The following is a 24,084-nucleotide window of genomic DNA, read 5'->3' as shown; positions in this document are numbered from 1 at the left end:
AAACGTCCGATCTTGTATGAGCAATCCTTGCAAGCTGTTGGCACCACGGCTAAAAAATGCCATTTTCATGCATCACCGCGGCCTTGAAAACCAATGCGCCGCCGGCTTTGCGATCTCCGATGCCCAGTCGAGGGCGGTGCCTGTTACCGCCAGATCCCGGTTTCCCGGGAAATGACGGTGGATGGGAGGACACATGACCGTGTCTAGCAACGCGCCGGCTCAGCCTGATTTCTCAGGACCGCAGCCAACCCGGCACCCCGACGAGGGCCGGGCCGATCAACCCCGGTTGGATTCAGAACCCGTACCCATGCAGCTCCAAACTACGCCGCCCACCTCACCGCGCGAACCGGAAGCGAAGCAGATCGATTACAACGATTCGATCCGCTCCACCTTCTTTTCGATGGAGGACCTCCGGCAATGCGGCGAGGATCTCGCGGCCAAGGGTGTCTCCTCGCTGCCGGGCTTCTTCCCGTTCGAGTTCCGTCCGCGGCATCGCGAGAACGAGAACGAGATCCTGCGCGTCTACCGGGCGACGGCCGCGGACGTCGAGGCCGGGGCAACGATCACGCCGGCCGCCGAATGGCTGCTCGACAACCATCACGTCGTCGAAGAGGCGATCCAGGAAGTGCGGCGCGATTTCCCGCGCCGGTTCTATCGCCAGCTCCCGACGATTTCGGTTTCGGGCACGGTGATCCCGCGCACCATGGCGCTCGCCTGGCTCTACGCTGCCCACACCCACAGCACGGTGACCCGCGAAAGCATCACGGCGATGGTCGAGGGCTTCCAGAAGCACGAGACCTTCAAGATCGGCGAACTTTGGGCCTTGCCGTCGATCCTGCGCTTCGTGCTGATCGAGAACCTGCGTCGGATTGCCATCCGCGTCGAACGCTCGCGCGGCATGCGGCGCAAGGCAAACGACGTCGCCGACCAGATCATTCGCCTCAGCGATCCGGAAAAGTCGCGCACGCTGCTTGCGGAATCGGAAGCGCTGGCGGCCGACAACACCTTCGTCGCGCAACTGCTCTACCGCATGCGTGACGGGTCGCAGACCTCGGGCGCCGTGATCGGCTGGATCGAGGATCAGCTCGAGAAGCGCGGCAGCGATGTCGAAAGCGCGCTGGTCGCCGAGCAGAACCGTCTGTCGTCCGGCAATGCGACGATGAGCAACATCATCCGCAGCCTGCGCGAGATCGACGACACCGACTGGGCCGTCTGGTTCGAAAGCGTCAGCAAGATCGATGCGGCGCTGCGTGAAGGCTCCGATTATGCGGCGCTCGATTTCGGGTCGCGCAACAAGTACCGCGACACGATCGAAAAGCTGGCGCGCCGTTCGGGGCACAGCGAATTCGAAGTGACGCAAATCGCCATCCAGATGGTGCGCGAGGCGGAAGTCGTGGCCGAGACGGAAGCGCCGCTGCAGCAGCCGAATGTCGGATCCTTCCTCGTCGGCAAGCAACGCAAGCTTCTGGAAAAGAAGATCAGCTACCGGCCGTCGGTGCTGCAGACCATCATTCGCCTCAGCCGCAGGCTCGATTGGTTTGCGATCGCCGGGCCGAACATCCTTCTGACCATCCTGGCGATGATTGCCGTCTACTCCTTCGTCAGCCCGATGGCGATCCCGAGTGGCGCGAAGCTGATCATGCTGCTGCTTTTCGCGCTGCCGGCCTCGGAAGGCGCGATGGGCCTGTTCAACACGCTGGTGACGCTGTTCGTCAAACCGTCGCGACTGGTCGGCTACGAGTTCCTCGACGGGATCCCCGAGGACGCCCGAACGCTCGTTGCGGTGCCGTGCCTGATTTCCAAGCGCGATCACGTCGACGAACTGGTGCGCAATCTCGAGGTTCACTATCTCGCCAACCCGCGCGGTGAGATCTACTTTGCACTGGTCAGCGACTGGGCTGACAGCAAGGACGAGGAATCGAGCACCGACGCCGATGTGCTCGATTATGCCAAGCGCGAGATCGCTCAGCTCTCGGCGCGTTATGCCTATGACGGCAAGACCCGATTCTACCTGCTGCATCGCCGCCGCCTGTATAACGAGCAGGAAGGCGTGTGGATGGGCTGGGAGCGCAAGCGCGGCAAGCTGCACGAGCTGAACATGCTCTTGCGCGGTGACCGCGACACCTCGTTCCTGCAGGGCGCCAACACGGTGCCGGACAACGTTCAGTACGTGATGACGCTCGATTCCGACACGCGCCTGATGCGCGATGCGGTGACGAAGCTCGTCGGCAAGATGTACCATCCGATCAACCGTCCGGTTGTCGATCCGAAGACGCAGAACGTGATCGCCGGCTACAGCCTGCTGCAGCCGCGCGTCACGCCGTCGCTGACGACGGGCAGCGAAGCCTCCGCCTTCCAGCGCATCTTCTCCTCCAACCGCGGCATCGACCCTTACGTCTTCACCGTTTCGGACGTCTACCAGGACATTGCCGGCGAAGGCAGCTTCACCGGCAAGGGCCTCTATCATGTCGACGCCTTCGAGGCGGCGCTGAAGGGGCGCATCCAGGAAAACGCCGTTCTCAGCCACGACCTGCTCGAAGGGTCCTACGTGCGCTGCGCGCTGGTGACTGACGTCGAACTCGTCGAGGACTTCCCGACCCGCTACGAGGTGGAAATGTCGCGCCAGCATCGCTGGGCGCGCGGCGACTGGCAGCTGCTGCCCTATATCTTCAATCTGTCGAACGGGCTGTCGATGCTCGGACGTTGGAAGATGTACGACAACCTGCGCCGCTCGCTGATCCCGCTTGCCTGGCTCGTCGCCTCGGTCATGGGCTGGTACTACATGGAGCCGACCGAAGCGCTGATCTGGCAGATCGTGCTGATCTTCAGCCTGTTCGTGGCGCCGACGCTGTCGCTGATCAACGGCCTCCTGCCGCGCCGCAACGACATCGTTGCCCGAGCGCACCTGCATGCGGTGTTGAACGAAGTCCGTGCCGCCAACGCGCAGGTCGCGCTGCGCATCGTCTTCATCGCCCACAATGCGGCGATGATGGGCGACGCCATCGTGCGTTCGCTCTACCGCACGTTCGTCAGCGGCAAACTGATGCTGGAATGGCGCACGGCCGCGCAGGTGCAGAGCGCCGGCCACGGCACCATTGGCGACTATTACCGCGCCATGTGGGTTGCGCCGGCGCTGTCGGCGATCTCGCTGGCCCTTGCGGCGATTTCCGACACCGGCCTGCCCTTCATCGGCATTCCCTTTGCGCTGCTGTGGGCCCTGTCTCCAGCCGTTGCCTGGTTCGTCAGCCAGTCGGCCGAAACCGAAGACCAGCTCGTCGTTTCCGATGAGGCGATCGACGAGATGCGCCTGATCGCGCGCCGCACCTGGCGATACTTCGAGACCTTCGTCACCGCCGAGCAGCACTTCCTGCCGCCGGACAACTTCCAGGAAACGCCGCAGCCGGTTCTCGCCGAGCGGACGTCGCCGACGAATATCGGCGTCTACCTGCTCTCCGTCATGTCGGCGCGCGATTTCGGCTGGATCGGCTTCGAGGAGACGATCAACCGGCTGGAACAGACGATCGCCACCATCGACCGGATGCCGAAATATCGCGGCCACCTGTTCAACTGGTACCGGACGAATACGCTCGAAACCATGGAGCCGCGCTACATTTCGTCGGTCGACAGCGGCAATCTGGCCGGTCATCTGATCGCCGTGTCGTCAATGTGTCGCGACTGGGCCGAAGCGCCGTCGGCGCATGTCCAGGGCAGTCTCACCGGTATCGGCGACGTCGCTGCGATCCTTCAGGAGGTGCTGCGCGACCTGCCCGACGACCGCAAGACGGTGCGTCCGTTGCGTCGCCTGATCGAAGAACGCATCGTCGGCTTCCAGAACGCGCTCGCCGCGATCATGCGCGAACACGAGTTCGCTTCGATCCGCGTGATCAACCTGGCCGTTCTGGCGCGCGACATGCACAAGCTCACCGTCAATCTCGACCATGAGGTGCGCACGCCGCAAAGCAGCGAAGTGACGAAGTGGGCCAACTCGCTCGTCACCACCTGCGAAGCCCATATCGCCGATGGCGTCTTCGATCTCGGCGCAATCGAATCGCTGCGCCAGCGCCTGCTGGTGATGAAGGACCGGGCACGCGACATCGCCTTCTCGATGGATTTCGGTTTCCTGTTCCGTCCGGAGCGGCGCCTGCTGTCGATCGGCTTCCGCGTCAACGCCAACGAGCTCGACGAGGCCTGCTACGACCTTCTTGCGTCGGAAGCCCGTCTCACCAGCCTGTTTGCCATCGCCAAGGGCGATCTTCCGACGGAGCACTGGTACAAGCTCGGCCGGCCGATCGTGCCGATCGGCGCACGCGGTGCGCTGATCTCCTGGTCCGGCTCGATGTTCGAATACCTGATGCCGCCTTTGGTCATGCAGGAGCGTCAGGGTGGTATCCTCAACCAGACCAACAATCTGGTCGTGAAGGAACAGATCAACCACGGCCGTCGCCTCGGCACGCCGTGGGGCATCTCGGAAGCCGCCTTCAACGCGCGTGACCACGAGCTCACCTACCAATACACCAACTTCGGTGTGCCGACGCTCGGTCTCAAGCGTGGTCTCGGCCAGAACGCGGTCATCGCGCCCTACGCCTCGATCCTCGCCTGCATGTACGATCCGAAGTCGGCGCTCGCCAACCTCGGGCGTCTCCGCGAGGTCGGCGCGCTCGGCGCATACGGCTACCACGACGCCGTCGACTTCACGCCGACGCGCGTGCCTGAGGGCCAGAAGTGCGCGGTGGTTCGCAACTACTATGCCCACCACCATGGCATGTCGATCGCGGCTGTCGCCAACGTCGTCTTCAACGGCCGCCTGCGCGAGTGGTTCCACGCCGATCCGGTGATCGAAGCCGCCGAACTGCTGCTGCAGGAAAAGGCGCCGCGCGACATTCCGATCATGAATGCTAAGCGCGAGCCGGAATCGGTCGGCAAGGGCCAGGACGATCTCCTGCGCCCTGAGGTCCGCATCATCGAGAACCCGCTTTCGCAGGACCGCGAGACCGTGTTCCTCTCCAACGGCCATTACTCGGTGATGCTGACGGCCAACGGCGCCGGTTACGCCCGCTGGAACGGCCAGTCGGTTACCCGCTGGAAGCCGGATCCGGTCGAGGACCGTACCGGTACCTTCATCTTCCTGCGCGATACGACGACCGGCGACTGGTGGTCGGCGACGTCGGAGCCGCGACGCGCGGCCGGTGAGAAGATGCTGACGCGCTTCGGCGACGACAAGGCGGAATTCGTCAAGACCGTCGGTGATCTCACCAGCGAGGTGGAATGCATCGTCGCCACCGAACACGATGCCGAAGGGCGCCGGGTCATGCTGCTCAACACCGGCACCCAGGACCGCTTCATCGAAGTGACCTCCTATGCCGAGCCTGTGCTTTCGACTGACGAGGCCGACAGCGCACACCCGGCGTTTTCGAAGATGTTCCTGCGCACGGAAATCAGCCGCCGCGGCGATGTCATTCGCGTCAGCCGCAACAAGCGCAGCTCCGGCGATCCGGACATGGAAGTGGCGCATCTCGTCACCGACAATGCCGGTAGCGACCGCCATACGGAAGCCGAGACCGACCGTCGCCGCTTCATCGGCCCGGGCCGCACGCTTGCCGAAGCCGCTGCCTTCGATACGGATGCGGTGCTTTCCGGCACGGACGGCTTCACGCTCGATCCGATCATGTCGCTGCGCCGGGTTGTGCGCGTACCCGCCGGCAAGAAGGTCAGCGTCGTCTTCTGGACGATCGCCGCCCCGAGCCGCGAGGAGGTCGATCGCGCGATCGATCGCTACCGCCATCCGGAGACCTTCAACCAGGAGCTCATCCACGCCTGGACCCGCAGCCAGGTGCAGATGCGCCATGTCGGCGTGACCTCGCAGGAAGCGGCAAGCTTCCAGATGCTCGGCCGCTACCTCGTCTATCCGGACATGCATCTGCGCGCCGATTCGGCGACGGTTCAGGCCGGCCTCGATTCTCAGTCGAAGCTCTGGCCGCTGGCGATTTCGGGCGACTACCCGATCTTCTGCCTGCGCATCAATGACGACGGCGATCTCGGCATCGCCCGTGAGGCGCTGCGCGCCCAGGAATACCTGCGCGCCCGCGGCATCACCGCCGATCTCGTGATCATCAACGAGCGCGCCTCGTCCTATGCCCAGGACATGCAGCACGCGCTCGACTCCATGTGCGAGAACCTGAGGCTTCGCGGTCTCTCGGACGGTCCGCGCCAGCACATCTTCTCGGTGCGCCGCGACCTGATGGAGGCGGAGACGTGGTCGACCTTGCTGTCGGCCTCGCGCGCGGTCTTCCATGCCCGCAACGGCACGATCTCCGACCAGATCGCCCGCGCCAACTCGCTCTATTCGCCGGCACCGGTGAAAGGCTCCGAAAAGAGCGCCGAGTTCTCAGGCCCGCTGCTGGCAGCGCCGCAGGAGGACGCGGATGCCGCTCCGGCGGAAATCAAGGGCGATGGCCTTTCCTTCTGGAACGGCTTCGGCGGTTTCGCCGATGGCGGTCGCGAATACGTCGTGCGCCTGCGCGGCGGCGAAGCGACGCCGCAGCCCTGGATCAATGTCATCTCCCATGATGCTTTCGGCTTCCACATCTCAGCCGAGGGTGCGGCCTATTCCTGGAGCCGCAACTCGCGCGACTACCAGCTGACGCCCTGGACCAATGATACGGTCGTCAACCGGCCGGGCGAAGCCATCTTCATCCGCGACATGGCAAGCGGCACGGTCGCCACGCCCTATGCGGCGCTCTCGCGCCGCCGTTCCGTCGTCTTCGAGACGGCGCACGGGCTCGGCTATTCGATCTTCCGCAGCACCCAGGACGACCTTGAGATCGAGGTCGTCCAGACGGTGCATCGCAACCTGCCGGCCAAGCTCGTCCGCGTGTCTGTCCGCAACCGTGCGGCGTCGGCGCGGCAGTTGAGGCTCTATGGCTACAACGAGTGGGTACTTGGCAACAACCGTGCCCGTTCGGCGCCCTTCGTCCTTTCGAAATGGGACGAGACGGCCGAGGCGCTGGTGGCGACCAACCCTTACAGCATCGATTTTGCCGGCCGATCCGCCTTCTTCGCCGTCGATGGCGGCGATGCGGCCGGCTACACAGCCAGCCGCCGGGAGTTCCTGGGCGCGATCGGCGGCATTCTGGCGCCGCAGGCGGTCACTTCTGGTGCCGATCTTTCGGGCTCCGTCGATGTCGACGGCGATCCTTGCGCGGTGGTCGCAACGGACATTTCCATCGAGCCCGGTGCCGAACGGCAGGTCACGTTCATCCTCGGCGATACCGATACGGACGATCAGGTTCGAGCCATCATCGGCGAACTGCGTGAGACCGCGTTCGACACGGTGCTTGAGGCGAACAAGACGTTCTGGCGCGAATTCACCGACATCGTGAAGGTGGAAACGCCGGATCCGGCCTTCAACGCCATGATCAACAACTGGCTGCCCTATCAGAGCCTCGGTTGCCGCATCATGGCGCGCTCGGCCTTCTATCAGGCAAGCGGTGCCTTCGGTTTCCGCGACCAGTTGCAGGATACGCTGGCGTTCCTGATCCATCGTCCGGAACTCGCCCGGGCACAGATCCTCAACGCTGCCTCCCGCCAGTTTACCGAAGGCGACGTGCAGCATTGGTGGCTGCCGGGAACAGGCGCTGGCGTGCGCACGATGATCTCCGACGACGTCGTCTGGCTCGCCCATGCCGTGACCCGCTATTGCACGGTGACCGGCACGTCCGATCTCCTTGCCGAGAAGCTTGCCTTCATCACTGGCCCGGCGCTCGAAGCGGGGCAGCACGACGCCTTCTACAAGCCGGAGATTTCCGAAGAGGTCGGCGACGTCTACGAGCATTGCGCCCGTGCACTCGATCTTGCGATCAAGCGGACCGGTGAGAACGGCCTGCCACTGTTCCTTGCCGGCGACTGGAACGATGGCATGAACCGGGTGGGCGAGAAGGGGCAAGGCACGAGCACCTGGCTCGGCTGGTTCCTCGCCGGCACGCTGCGTGGCTTCCTGCCCTTCGCGCGCGAGCGCAAGGACGAGGCGCGCATCACGCGCTGGGAGGCGCATCTCGAAGCGCTCAAGAAGGCGCTCGCGACCGCCGGCTGGGATGGCGACTACTACCGTCGCGGCTATTACGACGATGGCACGCCGCTTGGCACGAGTGAGGCTCTGGAGTGCCGGATCGATTCGATCGCTCAGTCCTGGAGCGTGCTTTCGGGCGAAGGCGACGAGCAGCGTTCGCTGAAGGCGATGGACGCAGTCATGGCTGAACTGGTCGACCCCGACCAGCGCATCGTGCGGCTGTTCACACCGCCGCTCGAGCGGACGTCGCAGGATCCGGGCTACATCAAGGCCTATCCGCCGGGCGTGCGCGAGAATGGCGGGCAATATACTCACGCCGCCACCTGGGTCGCCTTGGCCTTTGCCGAACAGGGCAGGGCGGAAGAGGCCTGGCGGGTCTTCCAGATGCTGAATCCGATCTCGCATGCCGAAAACCGCGAAGCGGCGGAACACTATCGCGTCGAGCCCTATGTCGTTGCCGCCGATATCTACGGCGAAGGCGATCTGGCGGGGCGTGGCGGCTGGACCTGGTATACGGGATCTGCCGGCTGGCTCTACCGTGTCGGCGTCGAGGGCATCCTCGGTATTCGCCGGCAGGGCGACAGGCTGGTCATCCGTCCGGTGCTGCCGGCAGCCTGGAACGGCTACTCGGCCGAAGTGACGCTCAATGGCGCGCGGCACAAGATTTCGGTCGAACGCGACAAGAAAAGTGGCGAGCCGATCGTCAGCGTCAACAATAGTGTCACAAAAAACGCGCATGAAGGCATTTTGCTGTAACGGCCGGCATTGAAGACAGGATGAAACCGGCTTTGTTCCCGCAAGGGCAAGGCCGGTTTTTCTTTGCGGATTTGCCGGCGGCGCGACCTCGACGGCTGAGCGTCGTGCAGGAATTCAAAGTCCTACAGCGACCTTTGCGCGTCTGATAAGACGCGCGGCGCTGTAGATTTCGTGAGCGGGGTGCCGGGCGGGAAACCGCCTGCAGATGGCCTCCCGCTCTCCTTCATGGTGCCGGGCATCGCGCGAAAGGCGGGACGTCGGTACCCGTTTCAACAGGGATGGGGCAGGGGCGCCAAATCCTGGAAAACGGACCGCATGCTGCAAAAGACTTTTCAGGGTGGCGTCGACCCGATGTCCGCCCGATTGGTTCCGAAGGAGCGTGACACACGCCTTGATGTGTTCAGGGCGCTGTGTCTTCTGACGATTTTCGTCAATCACGTTCCCGGGCAATATCTCGAATACCTGACCCACAAGAACTTCGGCTTTTCCGATTCCGCTGAAGCTTTCGTCTTAATCTCGGGCCTCTCGGTCGGGATCGCCTATGGCGGCAAGTTCGTCTCCGGCGGTCGGCTGGCCATGACGCTCAAAATCTGGCGCCGGGCCCTGGCGCTTTACGCCGCCCACATCATGACGAGCATCGTAACGCTGGCGATCTTTGCCGGCGGCGCGATCTACTTCGGAAGGCAGGACCTGATCGGCGAGATCAACATCCGCCCGATGGTGGAGCAGACGGAGCAGGGCATCGTTGCCATGGTGCTCTTGGGACATCAGCTCGGCTACAACAACATCCTGTCGATGTATGCGGCGCTGTTCCTGCTGCTGCCGGGCATCCTCTGGCTGAACGGCGTCAGCAAGAAACAGCTGCTTCTGCTCTCGGCCGCGCTGTGGTTCGCCGCGGGCATCTTCAAGTTCGTGCCGTCGAACTTCCTCGACGAGGGCTACTGGTTTCTCAATCCCTGGTCCTGGCAGTTCCTGTTCGTCATCGGCGTGGTGATGATGACCTATGTGCGCAACGGCGGATCGCTGCCGCGCTGGCCCTGGCTGGTCATGCTGTCCTGTGCCTATCTTGCCGTTTCCGCCGTCTGGGTCTTGTTCTCGTTCTGGAGCATCGACCTCTCCTTCGGTCTTCCGGCCGTTCTGACAGGCTTTGATAAGACCTTCCTGTCCACGCCGCGATTGCTGCATGTGCTGGCGCTCGGCTACGTCATCGCGGTGACGCCTCGGATCAGCAACCTCGCCAAACTCGACCGCGACCATCCGCTGGCGGTGGTCGGCCGGCATTCGCTACCGATCTTCATCTTCGGCACGATCCTGGCGATGTCCGGCCAGGTGCTGCTGTTCGTGACAGGGAAGAACCCGGTCTTCGGCAGCCTCTTCGTGCTCGCCGGCATCGGCCTGCACTTTGCCTATGCCTATTATCTTGAATGGCTGCGCGGCATCGCGTCTGCCAAACCGCTAAGGGCGGCGTAGCAAGCGCCGCCCTTGACCGTGCGTCAGCATCAGGTTCGGGAACCCAGCGCCAGGCGGCAGGCAAGCCCCGTGAACACGCCGGCGAGAAGGTATTGCGGCAGTTTCGGGAAACGCCGGAAGCCGGAAAGTCTTGCGCGCAGATGGCCGCCAACAAGGATGACAGTGCCGTTCACGAGCAAGCCGATCCCGTTCAGGATGGTCGCAAGCAGAAGCATCTGCAGGACCATCGACCCGCCATTCGGGTCCACGAACTGGGGAAAAAGGGCCAGCACGAACAGCGCCATCTTCGGATTGAGCAGGTTCGTCATCAGTCCCTCGCCGAAGACCCGCCGGCGTGAGAGCCGCTTGAGCGTCGACGTCGGGGACGCGCCCGAGGGATGCGAACGTACCGTCTTCCAGGCGAGATAAAGCAGATAGGCGCAGCCCGCCCAGCGCACGATCTCATAGGCAACCGGTACGGTGAGGAAGAGCTGCGAGAGGCCGAGCGCCGCCGCGAGCGCATGGCAGTAGGTGCCAAGCGCGATGCCGGCATAGGTGAGAAACCCGACGGCACGGCCCTGGCTGAGGCTGCGAGACGCAATCAGCAGCATGTCAGGGCCGGGCGTTGCGGTCAGCACGAGGCTTGCGGCGGCAAACAGAGCGATGGTGGAGATATCCGGCATTGGTGATTCCCTTGGAATTGAAGCCGGAATTCCCGTCTACCAACAATTTGGCGAATGACAAGACTTCCTGATGCGGCGCTTGTCCAAAAAGAAAAGCCACCCGCGGCTAACCGCGGGTGGCTTGATGTACGATTTGCCTGACGTCGGGCGAGCGTTACGCTGCCGTGTGGCTCATGCGGACGTCGTCGTCCGTCAGGATGCCGCTGGCGCGGAGCAGGGCTGCAAAGCGGCCGTTGCTCTGGCTGAGCTCGTTGAAACCGCCCATCTCGACGATCCGGCCCTGGTCCATGAAGACCACCAGGTCGGCCTCGCGCACCGTCGACAGGCGGTGGGCGATGATGAAGGTCGTGCGGTTCTTGCGCAGCGCATCGATCGCATCCTTGACGCGGTTCTCGGTCTCGACGTCGAGCGCGCTGGTCGCCTCGTCGAGCACCAGGATCGGCGCGTTCTTGAGGATGGCGCGAGCGATGGCCACACGCTGGCGCTCGCCACCCGACAGACGGTTGCCGCGCTCGCCGACGACCGTATCGTAACCGGTCGTGCGGCCCTCGATGAAGTCGCAGGCAGCAGCCGCTTCGGCGGCAGCCATGACTTCCTCGATCGTCGCGTCGTCACGGCCAAGCCGGATGTTTTCCGAGATCGAGCGGTTCATCAGGCCCGCATCCTGGAAGACGGTGGCGATCGAACGGCGCAGCGACTTGCGCGTTACCTTCGAGATGTCGTTGCCGTCGATCAGGATCTGGCCGTCGCGCGGATCGTGGACGCGTTGCAAGAGGTTGACGAGCGTCGTCTTGCCGGCACCCGTCGGGCCGACGATGGCGATCGTCTGGCCGGCCTTGGCGGTGAACGAGACGTTGTGCACGCCCTGGTTCGTGTTGGCAAAGTCGAAGGAGACGTTGCGGAACTCGACCTCGCCGACAACCGGCGGCAGCTCGGTCGCGCCGGCCGGCTCGTCGCGTTCGCGCACGGCGTCTTCGAGGGTGAAGAAGTCCTCGAGCTTGGCACGAGCTTCGAAGATCTGCGTGACGAAGGCTTTCATCTGGTCGAGGCGGCCGATCAGCAGGTTGGCAAAGCCGATGAAGGCGATGACTTCGCCGACGCCGAGTTCGCCGCGCTGCACCAGCACGGTACCGATCACGAGGATCGCCATCATCGAGATGGTCGAGGCGACGCGGTTCAGCCCGCTTGCGAGTGCCCACCAGTCGAGTACCGGGAACTGGGCCGAGATCAGCCGCTCGGTGAACTTCTTCAGCTCGCGGGTTTCAGCCTCGATGCGGTTGTAGCTGTGCACAACCGAAACGTTGCTGATCGCGTCGGAAACGTGCGAGAAAACCGTGTGGTAGTGGTTCTCGACCGAAGCCTGGCCCTCCTTGGTGCGGCTCATGACCACCTTGCTGATCACCACATAGAGCGCGCCGAGTACGACGAGCACGAGCGACAGGCGCACGTCCATGGCAAAGGCGGTCGGAACGAGCAGAACGAGGGCTACGGCGGTCGCCAGATGCTGGCGCATGAATTCGAGCCAGAGACCGAAGAGGGTTTCGCAGGCGCGAAGCAGCGTGTGCAGGGCGTTGGACGTGCCGCGCTGGCTATGCCAGGCAAGCGGCATGGAAACGATGCGGCCGAAGGCTTCCGTCAGGAGCGTGGCGCGGCGGCCATGGGCCAGCCGGTCGGCCTCGCGGGCGACGAGCACGAAGGCGACGGTGTTGAAGACGCCGAGGCCTGCCCACATGAGCAGCATCGGCGTGACTTCGCCCTTCGACGAGATGGCGTCGATGATACGACCGAACAGGATCGGTTCGGCAATTGTGATCGCTGCCAGAACGACGTTGGCAAGCACGATCGCTGAGACGCGAAACTTGTGAACCGCAAGATACTGGAGCGCTCTTGCATACACCTGGAACAATGACACTGTCTCACCCCTTCCGGGTACCGGATTTGATGCGCCGCAGACCTTCTGCGGCGGATGCACCCGCGTCCTCGAGGTTCTCCATGGCGAGCATTGAAGCCTCGCGCCGTTAGAGCACTCGGGGCCGCGCTGAGACGGTCTTTTGCGGCAATGGGAAGCCGTAGCCGGACGCAGGACAGCCACTCGTTTTCCCGTTTCGCTCGTCTGTGAGCTTGGCGAGAATATTCATAGTCTGCTATCTGTCGTGCCAACTCCGATTTCTTGCATATTTCGCATAAGACCGGGCGTGGTATGACGGATTATCGCGGGTGCAACATGAATGGTCGCTGAACGGTGCCTTTATGTCCGGATTCGGAAATGCGACCATATGCATCGACCTGGAAGGTGATCCATGAACATTACGCTGCTCGTACAGTTTCTCGCGCTTCTGGAGGAGATGAAGACACGCGAAGAAATCATCCCTGAATTCGAGCGCCTGCTCGATCGCTGCGGCTTCGACTTCTACGGCGTCGTGCGCCAGCCCAAGCCGCATGACAACCCGCTGAGGCTGCTGCTTGCCGGTCGCTGGCCCGAGGGCTGGCCGCAGATCTATATCCGCAAGAAGTTCGTGGTGATCGACCCGACCATCCGCTATCTCGGCCATGCCCAGCGCGGTTTCCGCTGGCGCGATACGCTGTTTGCTTTCCGCTCCGATCCGCATCGCAAGCGCATGGAAAGCATGATGATCGAGGCCCGCAACCACGGTCTCTACGACGGCTACATCTTCCCGGTGCACGGCCGGCGCGGCCTGCTCGGCAACCTGACGGTCGGCGGCCGCGTCGTCGACTTGAGCCCTGTCGAGATCAGCCTGTTCGACTCGATCGCCAAGCGGCTGTTCTGGAAGCTCTTGGACCTGACCGACCCCGAGGTTTCGGCCGAGCTCGGTTCGCGCGTCGAAGTGCAAATGACGCGGCGCGAAATGGAAGCCCTCAATTATCTCGCCGACGGACTGACCTCCAACGACATCGGCAAGGTGCTGGATATTTCGAGCCACACGGTCGATTGGTACATGAACGGAATCCAGGAAAAGCTGAAGGCCAAGAACCGCCACCACGTCGTGGCGATCGCCTTCCGTCTCGGCCTGATTTCCTAAAGTCGAAAGGCATTCGGTTTCCTGTCGCATCTGAAATTGCGCTCTGCCCGGTGACCCGCTAATACTTTATTTCGCGGGTGCAGCATTTCCCGCAATATCAAGTCATTGAGGAGACCGACTTGCCTATCTCGAAGATCCTTGTTGCCAACCGTTCTGAAATTGCCATCCGCGTTTTTCGCGCTGCAAACGAACTCGGTCTGAAAACGGTCGCGATATGGGCGGAAGAGGACAAACTCGCGCTGCACCGCTTTAAGGCGGATGAAAGCTACCAGATCGGCCGCGGCCCGCATCTTGCGCGCGACCTCGGCCCGATCGAAAGCTACCTGTCGATCGAGGAAGTAATCCGCGTCGCCAAACTCTCGGGTGCCGACGCCATTCATCCGGGCTACGGCCTGCTGTCGGAAAGCCCGGAATTCGTCGATGCCTGTGACGCCGCCGGCATCATTTTCATCGGTCCGCGCCCGGCGACGATGCGTCAGCTCGGCAATAAGGTCGCAGCCCGCAACCTCGCCATTTCCGTCGGCGTTCCGGTCGTGCCGGCCACCGATCCGCTGCCAGACGACGAAAAGGAAATCCATCGCCTGGCCGCCGAGATCGGCTACCCGGTCATGCTCAAGGCCTCCTGGGGCGGCGGCGGACGCGGCATGCGCGCCATTCGCGATCCGAAGGATCTGATCCGCGAGGTGACGGAAGCCAAGCGCGAGGCCAAGGCCGCCTTCGGCAAGGACGAGGTCTATCTCGAAAAGCTGGTCGAGCGCGCCCGCCACGTCGAAAGCCAGATCCTCGGCGACACCCACGGCAATGTCGTGCATCTGTTCGAGCGCGACTGCTCCATCCAGCGCCGTAACCAGAAGGTCGTCGAGCGCGCGCCGGCGCCCTACCTCTCCGATGCGCAGCGGCAGGAACTGGCCAACTACTCGCTGAAGATCGCCAAGGCGACCAACTACATCGGCGCCGGCACCGTCGAGTATCTGATGGATGTGAACACCGGCAAGTTCTACTTCATCGAAGTGAACCCGCGCATCCAGGTCGAGCACACCGTCACCGAAGTGGTGACCGGCATCGACATCGTCAAGGCGCAGATCCACATTCTCGACGGCGAGGCGATCGGCACGCCGCAATCGGGTGTGCCTGACCAGGCTGACATCCGCCTCAACGGCCACGCGCTGCAGTGCCGCATCACCACGGAAGATCCGGAGCAGAACTTCATTCCCGACTACGGCCGCATCACCGGCTATCGTTCGGCGGCCGGTTTCGGCATCCGTCTCGACGGCGGCACGGCCTATACCGGCGCCTACATCACCCGCTACTACGATCCGCTGCTGGTGAAGGTCACGGCCTCGGGCAGCACGCCTCAGGAAGCGATCAGCCGCATGGACCGGGCGCTGCGCGAATTCCGTATCCGCGGTGTGGCGACCAACCTCACCTTCCTCGAGGCGATCATCGGCCACGAGCAGTTCCGCAACAACACCTACACCACCCGCTTCATCGATACGACGCCGGAACTCTTCCAGCAGGTCCGGCGCCAGGACCGTGCGACGAAGCTCTTGACCTATCTCGCCGACGTCACCGTCAACGGTCATCCGGAGGCCAAGGGCCGTCCGAAGCCGCCGGCGGATGCGGCCAAGCCCGTCGTGCCATTCATCCAGGGCGAAATCCCCGCCGGTACCAAGCAGAAGCTCGACGCGCTCGGCCCGAAGAAATTCGCCGAGTGGGTGCGCGGTGAAAAGCAGGTTTTCCTGACCGATACGACGATGCGCGACGGCCATCAGTCGCTGCTTGCGACCCGCATGCGTACGCATGACATCGCCCGCGTCGCCGGCACCTATGCTCGTGCCCTGCCGCAGTTGTTCTCGCTCGAATGCTGGGGTGGTGCGACCTTCGACGTTTCCATGCGCTTCCTCACCGAGGACCCGTGGGATCGTCTCGCCCGCATTCGCGAGGACGCGCCGAACCTGCTGCTGCAGATGCTTTTGCGCGGCGCCAACGGCGTCGGCTACAAGAACTACCCCGACAACGTCGTGAAGTACTTCGTCCGCCAGGCGGCGAAGGGCGGCATTGACGTCTTCCGCGTCTTCGACTGCCTCAACTGGGTCGACAACATGCGCGTGTCGATGGAGGCCGTTGCTGAAGAGAACCGCATCTGCGAGGCGGCAATCTGCTACACTGGCGACATCCTGAACTCGGCCCGCCCGAAGTACGATCTCAAGTACTACACGGCATTGGCGGCCGAGCTCGAAAAGGCCGGTGCGCACATGATCGCCGTCAAGGACATGGCGGGCCTGTTGAAGCCGGCCGCCGCGCGCGTGCTGTTCAAGGCGCTGCGCGAAGCGACGGATCTGCCGATCCATTTCCACACGCACGACACCTCGGGCATTGCGGCTGCAACCGTGCTTGCCGCGGTCGATAGCGGCGTCGATGTGGTCGATGCGGCGATGGATGCGCTTTCCGGCAACACCTCGCAGCCCTGCCTCGGCTCGATCGTCGAGGCGCTGCGCGGCTCGGAGCGTGATCCGGGCCTCGATCCCGAATGGATCCGCCGCATCTCCTTCTATTGGGAAGCAGTGCGTTACCAGTACGCCGCCTTCGAAAGCGACCTCAAGGGACCGGCGTCGGAAGTCTACTTGCACGAAATGCCGGGCGGTCAGTTCACCAACCTCAAGGAGCAGGCCCGTTCGCTCGGGCTGGAAACCAAGTGGCACCGCGTTGCCCAGGCCTATGCCGATGCCAACCAGATGTTCGGCGACATCGTCAAGGTGACGCCGTCCTCCAAGGTGGTCGGCGACATGGCACTGATGATGGTCTCGCAAGACCTGACGGTCGCCGACGTCGAGAACCCGGCCAAGGATATCGCCTTCCCGGATTCGGTCGTCTCGATGCTGAAGGGCGATCTCGGTCAGCCTCCGGGCGGCTGGCCGGAAGCGCTGCAGAAGAAGGCGCTGAAGGGCGAGAAGGCTTACACCGCCGTTCCCGGCTCGCTGCTGCTGCCGGCCGATCTCGACGCGGAGCGCAAGGCGATCGAGGACAAGCTCGAGCGCAAGGTCGACGACTTCGAGTTCGCCTCCTACCTGATGTACCCGAAGGTCTTCACCGATTACGCGGTCGCGGCCGACACCTATGGTCCGGTCAGCGTGCTGCCGACGCCGGCCTATTTCTATGGGCTTGGACCGGGCGAGGAGCTGCAGCCGGAGATCGAGCGCGGCAAGTCGCTGGTGATCCTGCACCAGGCCAAGAGCGAGCCGGACGAGAAGGGCATGGTCAAGGTGTTCTTCGAACTCAACGGCCAGCCGCGCCTGATCAAGGTACCGGACCGCAACCGCAGTGCGACGAGCGCCGTGCGCCGCAAGGCCGAAGGCGGCAACGCTGCCCAGCTCGGCGCTCCGATGCCGGGCGTCATCTCCACGGTCGCGGTTCATCCGGGCCAGGCGGTTAAGGCCGGTGACGTGCTGCTCTCGATCGAGGCGATGAAGATGGAAACGGCGCTGCATGCCGAGAAGGACGGCACGATCGCCGAAGTTCTGGTGCGCGCCGGCGACCAGATCGACGCCAAGGACCTGCTGATCGTCTTCGACGCGTAAGCGTTTGCCACACGGACAGACAAAAACGGCCGGATGCGAATCCGGCCGTTTTTTGTTTTGCGATGGATCAGACGACGGCTGCTTAGCGCCTAGGCCAATGGAACCGGTCCCAATGCTTCCCTTCAGATCTCGTAGTCGTGCGGAGCGCTGAGCGAGGCAATGAACTTCTTCGTTCGCTCGCGCTCGGGCGCCGAGAAGATCGTCTTTGGCGCGCCGCTTTCGACGATGAGGCCGCCGTCGAGGAAGATCACCTTGTCGGCAACGCGCGAGGCGAGCCGGAGGTCGTGGGTGGCCATGACCATGGTGGTGCCTTCGCGGGCAAGCCGGCTCAGGACTTCGACCACTTCTTCCGCCAGTTCAGGGTCGAGCGCCGAGGTCGGCTCGTCGCAGAGAAGCACGCGCGGCGAAGGGGCAAGGGCACGGGCGATCGCCACGCGCTGCTGCTGGCCGCCGGAAAGTGTTGCCGGCCAGGCGTCGGCTTTGTGCGCCATGCCGACCTTTTCGAGCAGTTCCGTTGCCCGGGTCTTTGCCCTGTCCGCCGGCCATTTCAGCACGGTGACGAGGCCTTCCATGACATTGCCGAGTGCGGTCTGGTGCGGGAAGAGCTGGAAGTTCTGGAACACCATGCCGGTCTGCCGGCGCAGACGCTGGATCGCCGTCCAGCCGATCTTGCGGCCAGGGGCGAATTCAAGCTTCTCGTCGCCAAGCTTGATCGATCCGGAGGTCGGGATCTCCAGAAGGTTGATGCAGCGCAGCAGCGTGCTCTTGCCGCCGCCGGACGGGCCGACCAGCGCGGTCACAGTGCCCTCGGCGAGCGTCACGGAAATATCCTTCAGCACGAGATTGTCGCCGAAGCGCTTTTCGATGTGGGAGAGCTCGATCATGTGCGTGCCTCCAGGAAGCCGCCATAGCGGGCGAAGCGTCGCTCCAGCCTGACCTGCAGGGCGGAAAGCACGGAGCTCATGGCAAGATAGATCAGCGCCGTCTCGATGTAGAGGATCAGCGGCTCGTAGGTGGTGGCGACGATGCGCTGCGCTGTCTGGAACATCTCGGGCACAGTAATGGCGGCGGCAAGCGACGTGTCCTTCACCAGCGAGATGAATGTGTTCGACAATGGCGGCACGGCGACGCGGGCTGCCTGCGGCAGGATCGTGCGGCGCATCGCCTGGCTCCAGCTCATGCCGATCGAATAGGCTGCCTCCCATTGTCCGCGCGGGACCGACGAAATCACCGCGCGAATGATCTCGGAGGTGTAGGCGCCGACATTCAGCGAGAAGCCGATGAGCGCTGCGGTGAAGGCGTCGAGCAGGATGCCGGCGCTCGGCAGGCCGTAAAAGATCACGAACAGTTGGACCAGCAACGGCGTGCCGCGGATCACCCAGACGTAAAAGCGCGCGATCCAGGCGACCGGTGCCGGCCCGAAGAGCCGGGCGACGGCGGTGACGAGCCCCAGGATCAGGCCGAAGATGAAGGAAAGCAGCGTCAGGGGGATGGTAAAGGTCAGGCCGGCCCAGAGCAGGGACGGCAAGGATTCCAGCATCAGTGGGAGCCAGGTGGTCAAGGGCGAGCCTTTCAAAAAGCGCGATCCGCCCCGGGGTCCGGAACGGATCGCTTTTCATAGCCGAGAATGGCCGGCTGAGAAACCGGCCGAGGGCCCAGTGATCGGGTTACTTCGAGACGTCGGCGCCGAAGTACTTCTGCGAGATCTTGTCGTAGGTGCCGTCGGCCTTGATGTCGACGAGCGCCTTGTTGATCGCCTCGAGAAGCTCCGGCTCGCCCTTGCGGATGATGATGCCGGAGAAGTCGGCATCGGCCTGCTCAGCGGCGATCTTGACCGGGGCGTCGGGCTTCTTCTTCTTGAAGTCGAGGAAGGAGAGGCTGTCGTTGATCGTCGCGTCGGCACGGCCGGTCAAGACGAGCTGGATCGACTGGTCGAAGCCGTCGGTGCCGACGAGTTCGGCGCCGGACGCGGTTGCGAGCTTGCCGAAGTTGCTGGTCAGCGACTGGGCCGACTTCTTGCCCTTGAGATCGGCAAAGCCCTTGATCTCTTCGTTGTCCGACTTGACGATCAGCACAGCCTTGGAGGCGATATAGGGTTCGGAGAAGTCGTACTTCTTCTTGCGCTCCTCGGTGATGCCGACCTGGTTGATGACCGTGTCGTAGCGGTTGGCGTCGAGGCCGGCGATCAGGCCGTCCCACTTGCCTTCGAGGAATTCAGCCTTGACGCCGAGCTTCTCGGCGACGGCGTGGCCGATCTCCACGTCGAAGCCGACGAGCGCGCCGGAGGCGTCGTGATAGGTGAACGGGGCATAGGTGCCCTCGGTGCCGATCTTCAGGACACCGGCAGATTTGATCGCATCGAGGTTCTCGCCGGCTTCAGCGGAGCCAAGTGCGGCAACCTGCATCAGAGCGGCGGCAAACAGCGTGGGGAGGAGTTTCATCGTGATTTTCCATCTTCTTTCTTGCCCGGCCCGTCGTCCGGATTGAGCGGACAATCGCATAAAAAATCGGCGATCTGAGCGTATAAAACACCAATTCCTGAGCGTTTGATGAAGAATTTTCCTCGAATTGACCCCGATTGCGCGCAAAAGCCACGGTTTGTCGAAATTCGCGCGCCCCTCCGATTTGGGCGCCGCGCCGGCTTGAAAACGGTTTCAAAAGTTGCTATGCGCATTTATGGCGATTCATGCACGTTTATGCACGGTTGGTGAAAATGTCAGGGGAACTCCTTCTTCGTGAGCGAAAGACGCTGATCCAGGAGCGGTTGAAGGCCAATGGCCGGGTGCTGGCTGCTGATCTTGCGGCCGAGCTCAGCGTTTCCGAAGACACGATCCGCCGCGATCTCCGGGAAATGGCGGCGGCAGGACTGTGCGAGCGCGTCTATGGTGGCGCACTTCCGGTCGCGCCGGCGGCCCACAGCACATTGCGAGAACGGGTGGCGATGGCGCCGGAACGCAAGGCGGCGCTGGCGCGCACGGCGGTCGGCCTGATCAAGCCTGATATGACCGTGTTCCTCGATGCCGGCTCGACCAATCTTGCGATCGCGCAACTGATCGAGCCGGAGCTGCCGGTCACCGTCGTCACCAACACACCGCTGATTGCCGTCGCGCTCATGGAGAAGCCGGGCGTCGATCTGATCCTGCTCGGCGGCCCGCTCAACCGTGCCGTCGGTGCGGCGATCAGTGCGCGGGCGCAGCGCGACGCGGAACTGCTGCGGCCCGATCTCTGCTTCCTTGGCACCTGCGGCGCCGATGCCGCTGCGGGCCTGACGGCGATCTATTTCGAGGATGCGGAATTCAAACGGCTCATTGCGCTGCGCAGCCGGCGCCTGGTTGTCGCCGTCACCAGCGACAAGCTCGGTACGGCCGCCGCGCACGGGGTTGTCGATATCAATGACAAGGTGACGCTGCTGCTCGAGGCGGATGCGTCGGCCGAGCATCGGTCGGCCTTCGAGGCGACAAGGGCAGAGGTCCTGATGGCGGGAGAGACGGAATGACGACGATCACGCATGTGGCGCTCTGGACGCGGGACCTCGAGGCGATTGCCAGCTTCTGGTCGTCCTTCTTCGGCGCCGAAGTCGGCGAGATCTATGAAAGCCGACGGCGGCCGGGCTTTCGCTCGCGGTTCCTGACGCTTGGCGACGGGCCGGCATTCGAGATCATGGAAGGCCCCTGGGTTGGGCCGGCCGATCCGGCTGAAGAACGTACCGGCCTTGCCCATGTGGCGCTGTCGCTCGGCAGCGAGCAGGCGGTCGAGGCGATGGCCGCGCGCGCCGAGGCTAAGGGCATTCTGGTCGCAAAACCGCGATGGACCGGCGATGGCTTCTATGAGGCTGTTGTTCGCGACCCCGATGGAAATCTGATCGAAATCACAATTTGAGCCGGGCGACCCGGCACAGAGGCAAGACCATGGACCAACGTTCTCCTTCCGCGACCGTCCGCCAGGGCTACATGACCCGCAACCGGCTGGCGGTTTCGCTGCTCTTCCTATTGAACGGCTTCGTCATCGGCAGTTGGGCGCCGAAGATCCCGGAATTCAAGGACCGGCTCGGCATCAGCGAAAGCGTGCTCGGCCTGTTGATCCTGATGTTCGGTATTGGCTCGCTGGTGCTCATGCCGATTGCCGGCGGCTACATCGCCCGTGTGGGGTCGCAGAAGGTGGTCAAGGTCACCGCCATCATCCTGTCGCCGTTGCTTCTGCTTCTGACGCTTGTCCCCGATGTCTGGACGGCGGCTGTCGCCATGTTCCTGCTTGGCGGTTTTGCCGGCGCGATGGACGTCGCGATGAACGCCAATGCGGTCGAGGTCGAGAAATCCATGCGCCGTGCGATCATGTCGTCCTGCCATGCCTATTGGAGCCTCGGCGGCCTGATCGGTGCCGGTATCGGCGGTTTCCTCATGGCCCGCTTCGGTGTGCTGCCGCATGTCCTTGTCGTCACTGCGATCTGCCTGGTACTGATCGTCGCCGCTTGGCCGATGATCCTGGCTGACAAGCCGCATCCAGGCGCAGCCAAGGAAAAGCTGCGCCTGCCGATGACGCCGCTCCCCTGGCTGATCGGCATCATGGCGCTGTTCTCGATGGTGCCTGAGGGCACAGTGCTCGACTGGGGTGCGCTTTATCTGCGCAACGAGCTTGGCGCCTCCGTTGAGCTTTCCGGCTTCGGCTTTGCCGCCTTCTCCGCCACCATGGCGACCATGCGTTTTGCCGGCGATTTCGTGCGGGATCGCTTCGGCGCCAAACGGACGCTCCGCATCTGCACCGTCACGGCACTCGTCGGCATGATCGTCGCGGGCACGGCGCCCAATGCCTATATCGCCATCCTCGGTTTTGCGATCGCCGGCATCGGCATCTCCAACATGGTGCCGATCGCGTTCTCGGCCGCCGGCAACATGCCGGGCCTGCAGCCGGGCATCGGGCTCTCGGTCGCGACCTTCATGGGCTATTCCGGCATGCTGTTCGCACCGTCGCTGATCGGCTTCGTTGCCGAGCATACGGGCTTTGCCATCATCTTCGCCTCGGTGCCGCTGCTCTTCATCGTCGTGCTTCTCTTGTCGCACCATGCGATCCATGCGGATCACGCTAAGGGGCACTGAGACGGAACGGCGCCATCAAATCGCCGTCAGGGCATGATGTCGCCGTTGACAATCAGGCTTTCCTCATCCACCTGATGGGCAAATGGCCAGGGCGAGTTGAGGAAAGTCCATGCGGGTTCTGCCCGCATCCTCGCCCGGCTCAGTGACCCACGAAGAGGCCTTCATGTCTTCCGCCTTCGATTTCGATCCGCAGCCCCGCCGCGCCTCCGTCGCCGTCGATGTCGGCGGCGTCATCGTCGGGGGCGGCGCACCGGTCGTGGTCCAGTCGATGACCAACACCGATACGGCCGATATCGATGGGACCGTGGCCCAGGTGGCCGCGCTGCACAAGGCCGGTTCGGAACTGGTGCGCATCACCGTCGACCGCGACGAGAGTGCGGCGGCGGTGCCGAAGATCCGCGAGCGGCTCGAGCGCCTTGGTCTTGACGTGCCGCTCGTCGGCGACTTCCACTATATCGGCCACAAGCTGCTTGCCGATCATCCGGCCTGCGCCGAGGCGCTTGCGAAGTATCGCATCAATCCGGGCAATGTCGGGTTCAAGGACAAGAAGGACAAGCAGTTCGCCGAGATCGTCGAGATGGCGATCCGCTACGACAAGCCGGTGCGCATCGGTGTCAACTGGGGTTCGCTCGACCAGGAACTGCTGACGCGGCTGATGGACGAGAACAAGGCGAACGGTTTTCCGCTGACGGCGCAAGAGGTGACGCGCGAGACGATCGTGCAGTCGGCGCTGCTCTCGGCGGAACTCGCCGAAGAGATCGGTCTGCCGCGCAACCGCATCATCCTTTCGGCCAAGGTTTCCGGCGTTCAGGACCTGATCGCCGTCTATGCCATGTTGTCGGCCCGCTCGGACCACGCACTGCATCTCGGCCTCACCGAGGCCGGCATGGGCACGAAGGGCATCGTCGCCTCGTCCGCTTCGCTCGGCATCCTCATGCAGCAGGGCATCGGCGATACGATCCGCATTTCGCTGACGCCTGAGCCCGGCGGCGACCGCACCCGCGAGGTGCAGGTGGCGCAGGAATTGCTGCAGGTCATGGGTTTCCGTCAGTTCATCCCTGTTGTTGCCGCCTGTCCCGGCTGCGGACGCACCACGTCCACGGTGTTCCAGGAACTCGCCCAGAAGATCCAGGACGACATCCGCCGCAACATGCCGGTCTGGCGCGAGAAGTATCCCGGCGTCGAGGGCCTGAAGGTCGCGGTCATGGGCTGCATCGTCAACGGCCCGGGCGAAAGCAAACATGCCGACATCGGCATCTCTTTGCCCGGCACCGGCGAAATGCCGGCCGCCCCCGTATTCATCGACGGGGAGAAGGCAATGACGCTGCGCGGCCCCAACATTGCCGGCGACTTCGAGACGCTGGTTTCCGATTATATCGAGAAGCGCTACGGCCGCGGTCAGGCGGCCGCTGAGTAAGC

The 24,084-nt window shown here is 63.5% G+C and carries 13 protein-coding genes; 8 read left to right on the top strand and 5 right to left on the bottom strand.

Translation table 11 applies throughout. From position 1 onward, the window contains the following. The first annotated feature begins 193 nt into the window (after nt 1-193). Nucleotides 194-8,821 carry a cyclic beta-(1,2)-glucan synthase gene (ndvB, locus tag FA04_RS17440; protein WP_034802977.1) on the top strand — a complete coding sequence of 2,876 codons (8,628 nt, stop codon included), beginning with the start codon at nt 194-196 and terminating at the stop codon, nt 8,819-8,821. Between the two features lie 315 nt (nt 8,822-9,136). Beyond that, nucleotides 9,137-10,291 carry an OpgC family protein gene (locus FA04_RS17435; RefSeq protein ID WP_034802975.1) on the top strand — a complete coding sequence of 385 codons (1,155 nt, stop codon included), beginning with the start codon at nt 9,137-9,139 and terminating at the stop codon, nt 10,289-10,291. Nucleotides 10,292-10,320: 29 nt separating this feature from the next. On the opposite strand, the gene FA04_RS17430 is transcribed toward FA04_RS17435, so the two are convergent. After that, nucleotides 10,321-10,953 carry a LysE family translocator gene (locus FA04_RS17430; RefSeq protein ID WP_034802973.1) on the bottom strand — a complete coding sequence of 211 codons (633 nt, stop codon included), beginning with the start codon at nt 10,951-10,953 and terminating at the stop codon, nt 10,321-10,323. A gap of 154 nt (nt 10,954-11,107) precedes the next feature. Next, nucleotides 11,108-12,865 (bottom strand): glucan ABC transporter ATP-binding protein/ permease, encoded by a 1,758-nt coding sequence (locus FA04_RS17425; protein WP_034802972.1) that lies wholly within the window; start codon nt 12,863-12,865, stop codon nt 11,108-11,110. A gap of 388 nt (nt 12,866-13,253) precedes the next feature. Between FA04_RS17425 and FA04_RS17420 the strand changes: the two genes are divergently transcribed. Continuing rightward, nucleotides 13,254-13,994 (top strand): helix-turn-helix transcriptional regulator, encoded by a 741-nt coding sequence (locus tag FA04_RS17420; RefSeq protein WP_034802969.1) that lies wholly within the window; start codon nt 13,254-13,256, stop codon nt 13,992-13,994. 119 nt (nt 13,995-14,113) lie between these two features. Further along, on the top strand, nt 14,114-17,572 hold the full coding sequence (gene pyc, locus FA04_RS17415; protein WP_034802966.1) for a pyruvate carboxylase: 3,459 nt from the start codon (nt 14,114-14,116) through the stop codon (nt 17,570-17,572). 122 nt (nt 17,573-17,694) lie between these two features. Here pyc and FA04_RS17410 read toward each other — a convergent pair whose 3' ends face one another. The 3 genes from FA04_RS17410 to FA04_RS17400 form a co-directional block, all read right to left on the bottom strand. Beyond that, nucleotides 17,695-18,456 (bottom strand): amino acid ABC transporter ATP-binding protein, encoded by a 762-nt coding sequence (locus FA04_RS17410; RefSeq protein WP_034802963.1) that lies wholly within the window; start codon nt 18,454-18,456, stop codon nt 17,695-17,697. Then, on the bottom strand, nt 18,453-19,133 hold the full coding sequence (locus FA04_RS17405) for an amino acid ABC transporter permease (RefSeq protein ID WP_090426316.1): 681 nt from the start codon (nt 19,131-19,133) through the stop codon (nt 18,453-18,455). Before FA04_RS17405 ends, FA04_RS17410 begins: the two co-directional genes overlap by 4 nt. Nucleotides 19,134-19,239: 106 nt before the next feature. Further along, a complete protein-coding gene (locus FA04_RS17400; RefSeq protein ID WP_034802957.1) occupies nt 19,240-20,013 on the bottom strand; it encodes an amino acid ABC transporter substrate-binding protein in 774 nt (257 codons plus the stop codon). A 272-nt stretch (nt 20,014-20,285) separates the two neighbouring features. Here FA04_RS17400 and FA04_RS17395 point away from each other — a divergent pair, with 272 nt between their 5' ends. From FA04_RS17395 to ispG, 4 genes are all read left to right on the top strand, one after another. Then, a complete protein-coding gene (locus FA04_RS17395; RefSeq protein ID WP_090426332.1) occupies nt 20,286-21,068 on the top strand; it encodes a DeoR/GlpR family DNA-binding transcription regulator in 783 nt (260 codons plus the stop codon). Beyond that, a complete protein-coding gene (locus FA04_RS17390; protein ID WP_034802951.1) occupies nt 21,065-21,451 on the top strand; it encodes a glyoxalase/bleomycin resistance/extradiol dioxygenase family protein in 387 nt (128 codons plus the stop codon). Before FA04_RS17395 ends, FA04_RS17390 begins: the two co-directional genes overlap by 4 nt. Before the next feature lie 29 nt (nt 21,452-21,480). Beyond that, nucleotides 21,481-22,665, top strand: a complete 1,185-nt coding sequence (locus FA04_RS17385) for an MFS transporter (protein ID WP_034802948.1) — start codon at nt 21,481-21,483, stop codon at nt 22,663-22,665. A gap of 163 nt (nt 22,666-22,828) precedes the next feature. Next, a complete protein-coding gene (gene ispG / locus FA04_RS17380; RefSeq protein WP_034803175.1) occupies nt 22,829-24,082 on the top strand; it encodes a flavodoxin-dependent (E)-4-hydroxy-3-methylbut-2-enyl-diphosphate synthase in 1,254 nt (417 codons plus the stop codon). Nucleotides 24,083-24,084: the final 2 nt, after the last annotated feature.

Origin of the sequence: Ensifer adhaerens, from assembly GCF_000697965.2 — a bacterium.
GTDB lineage: Bacteria > Pseudomonadota > Alphaproteobacteria > Rhizobiales > Rhizobiaceae > Ensifer > Ensifer adhaerens.
This window is presented reverse-complemented; position numbering and strand designations above follow the sequence as displayed.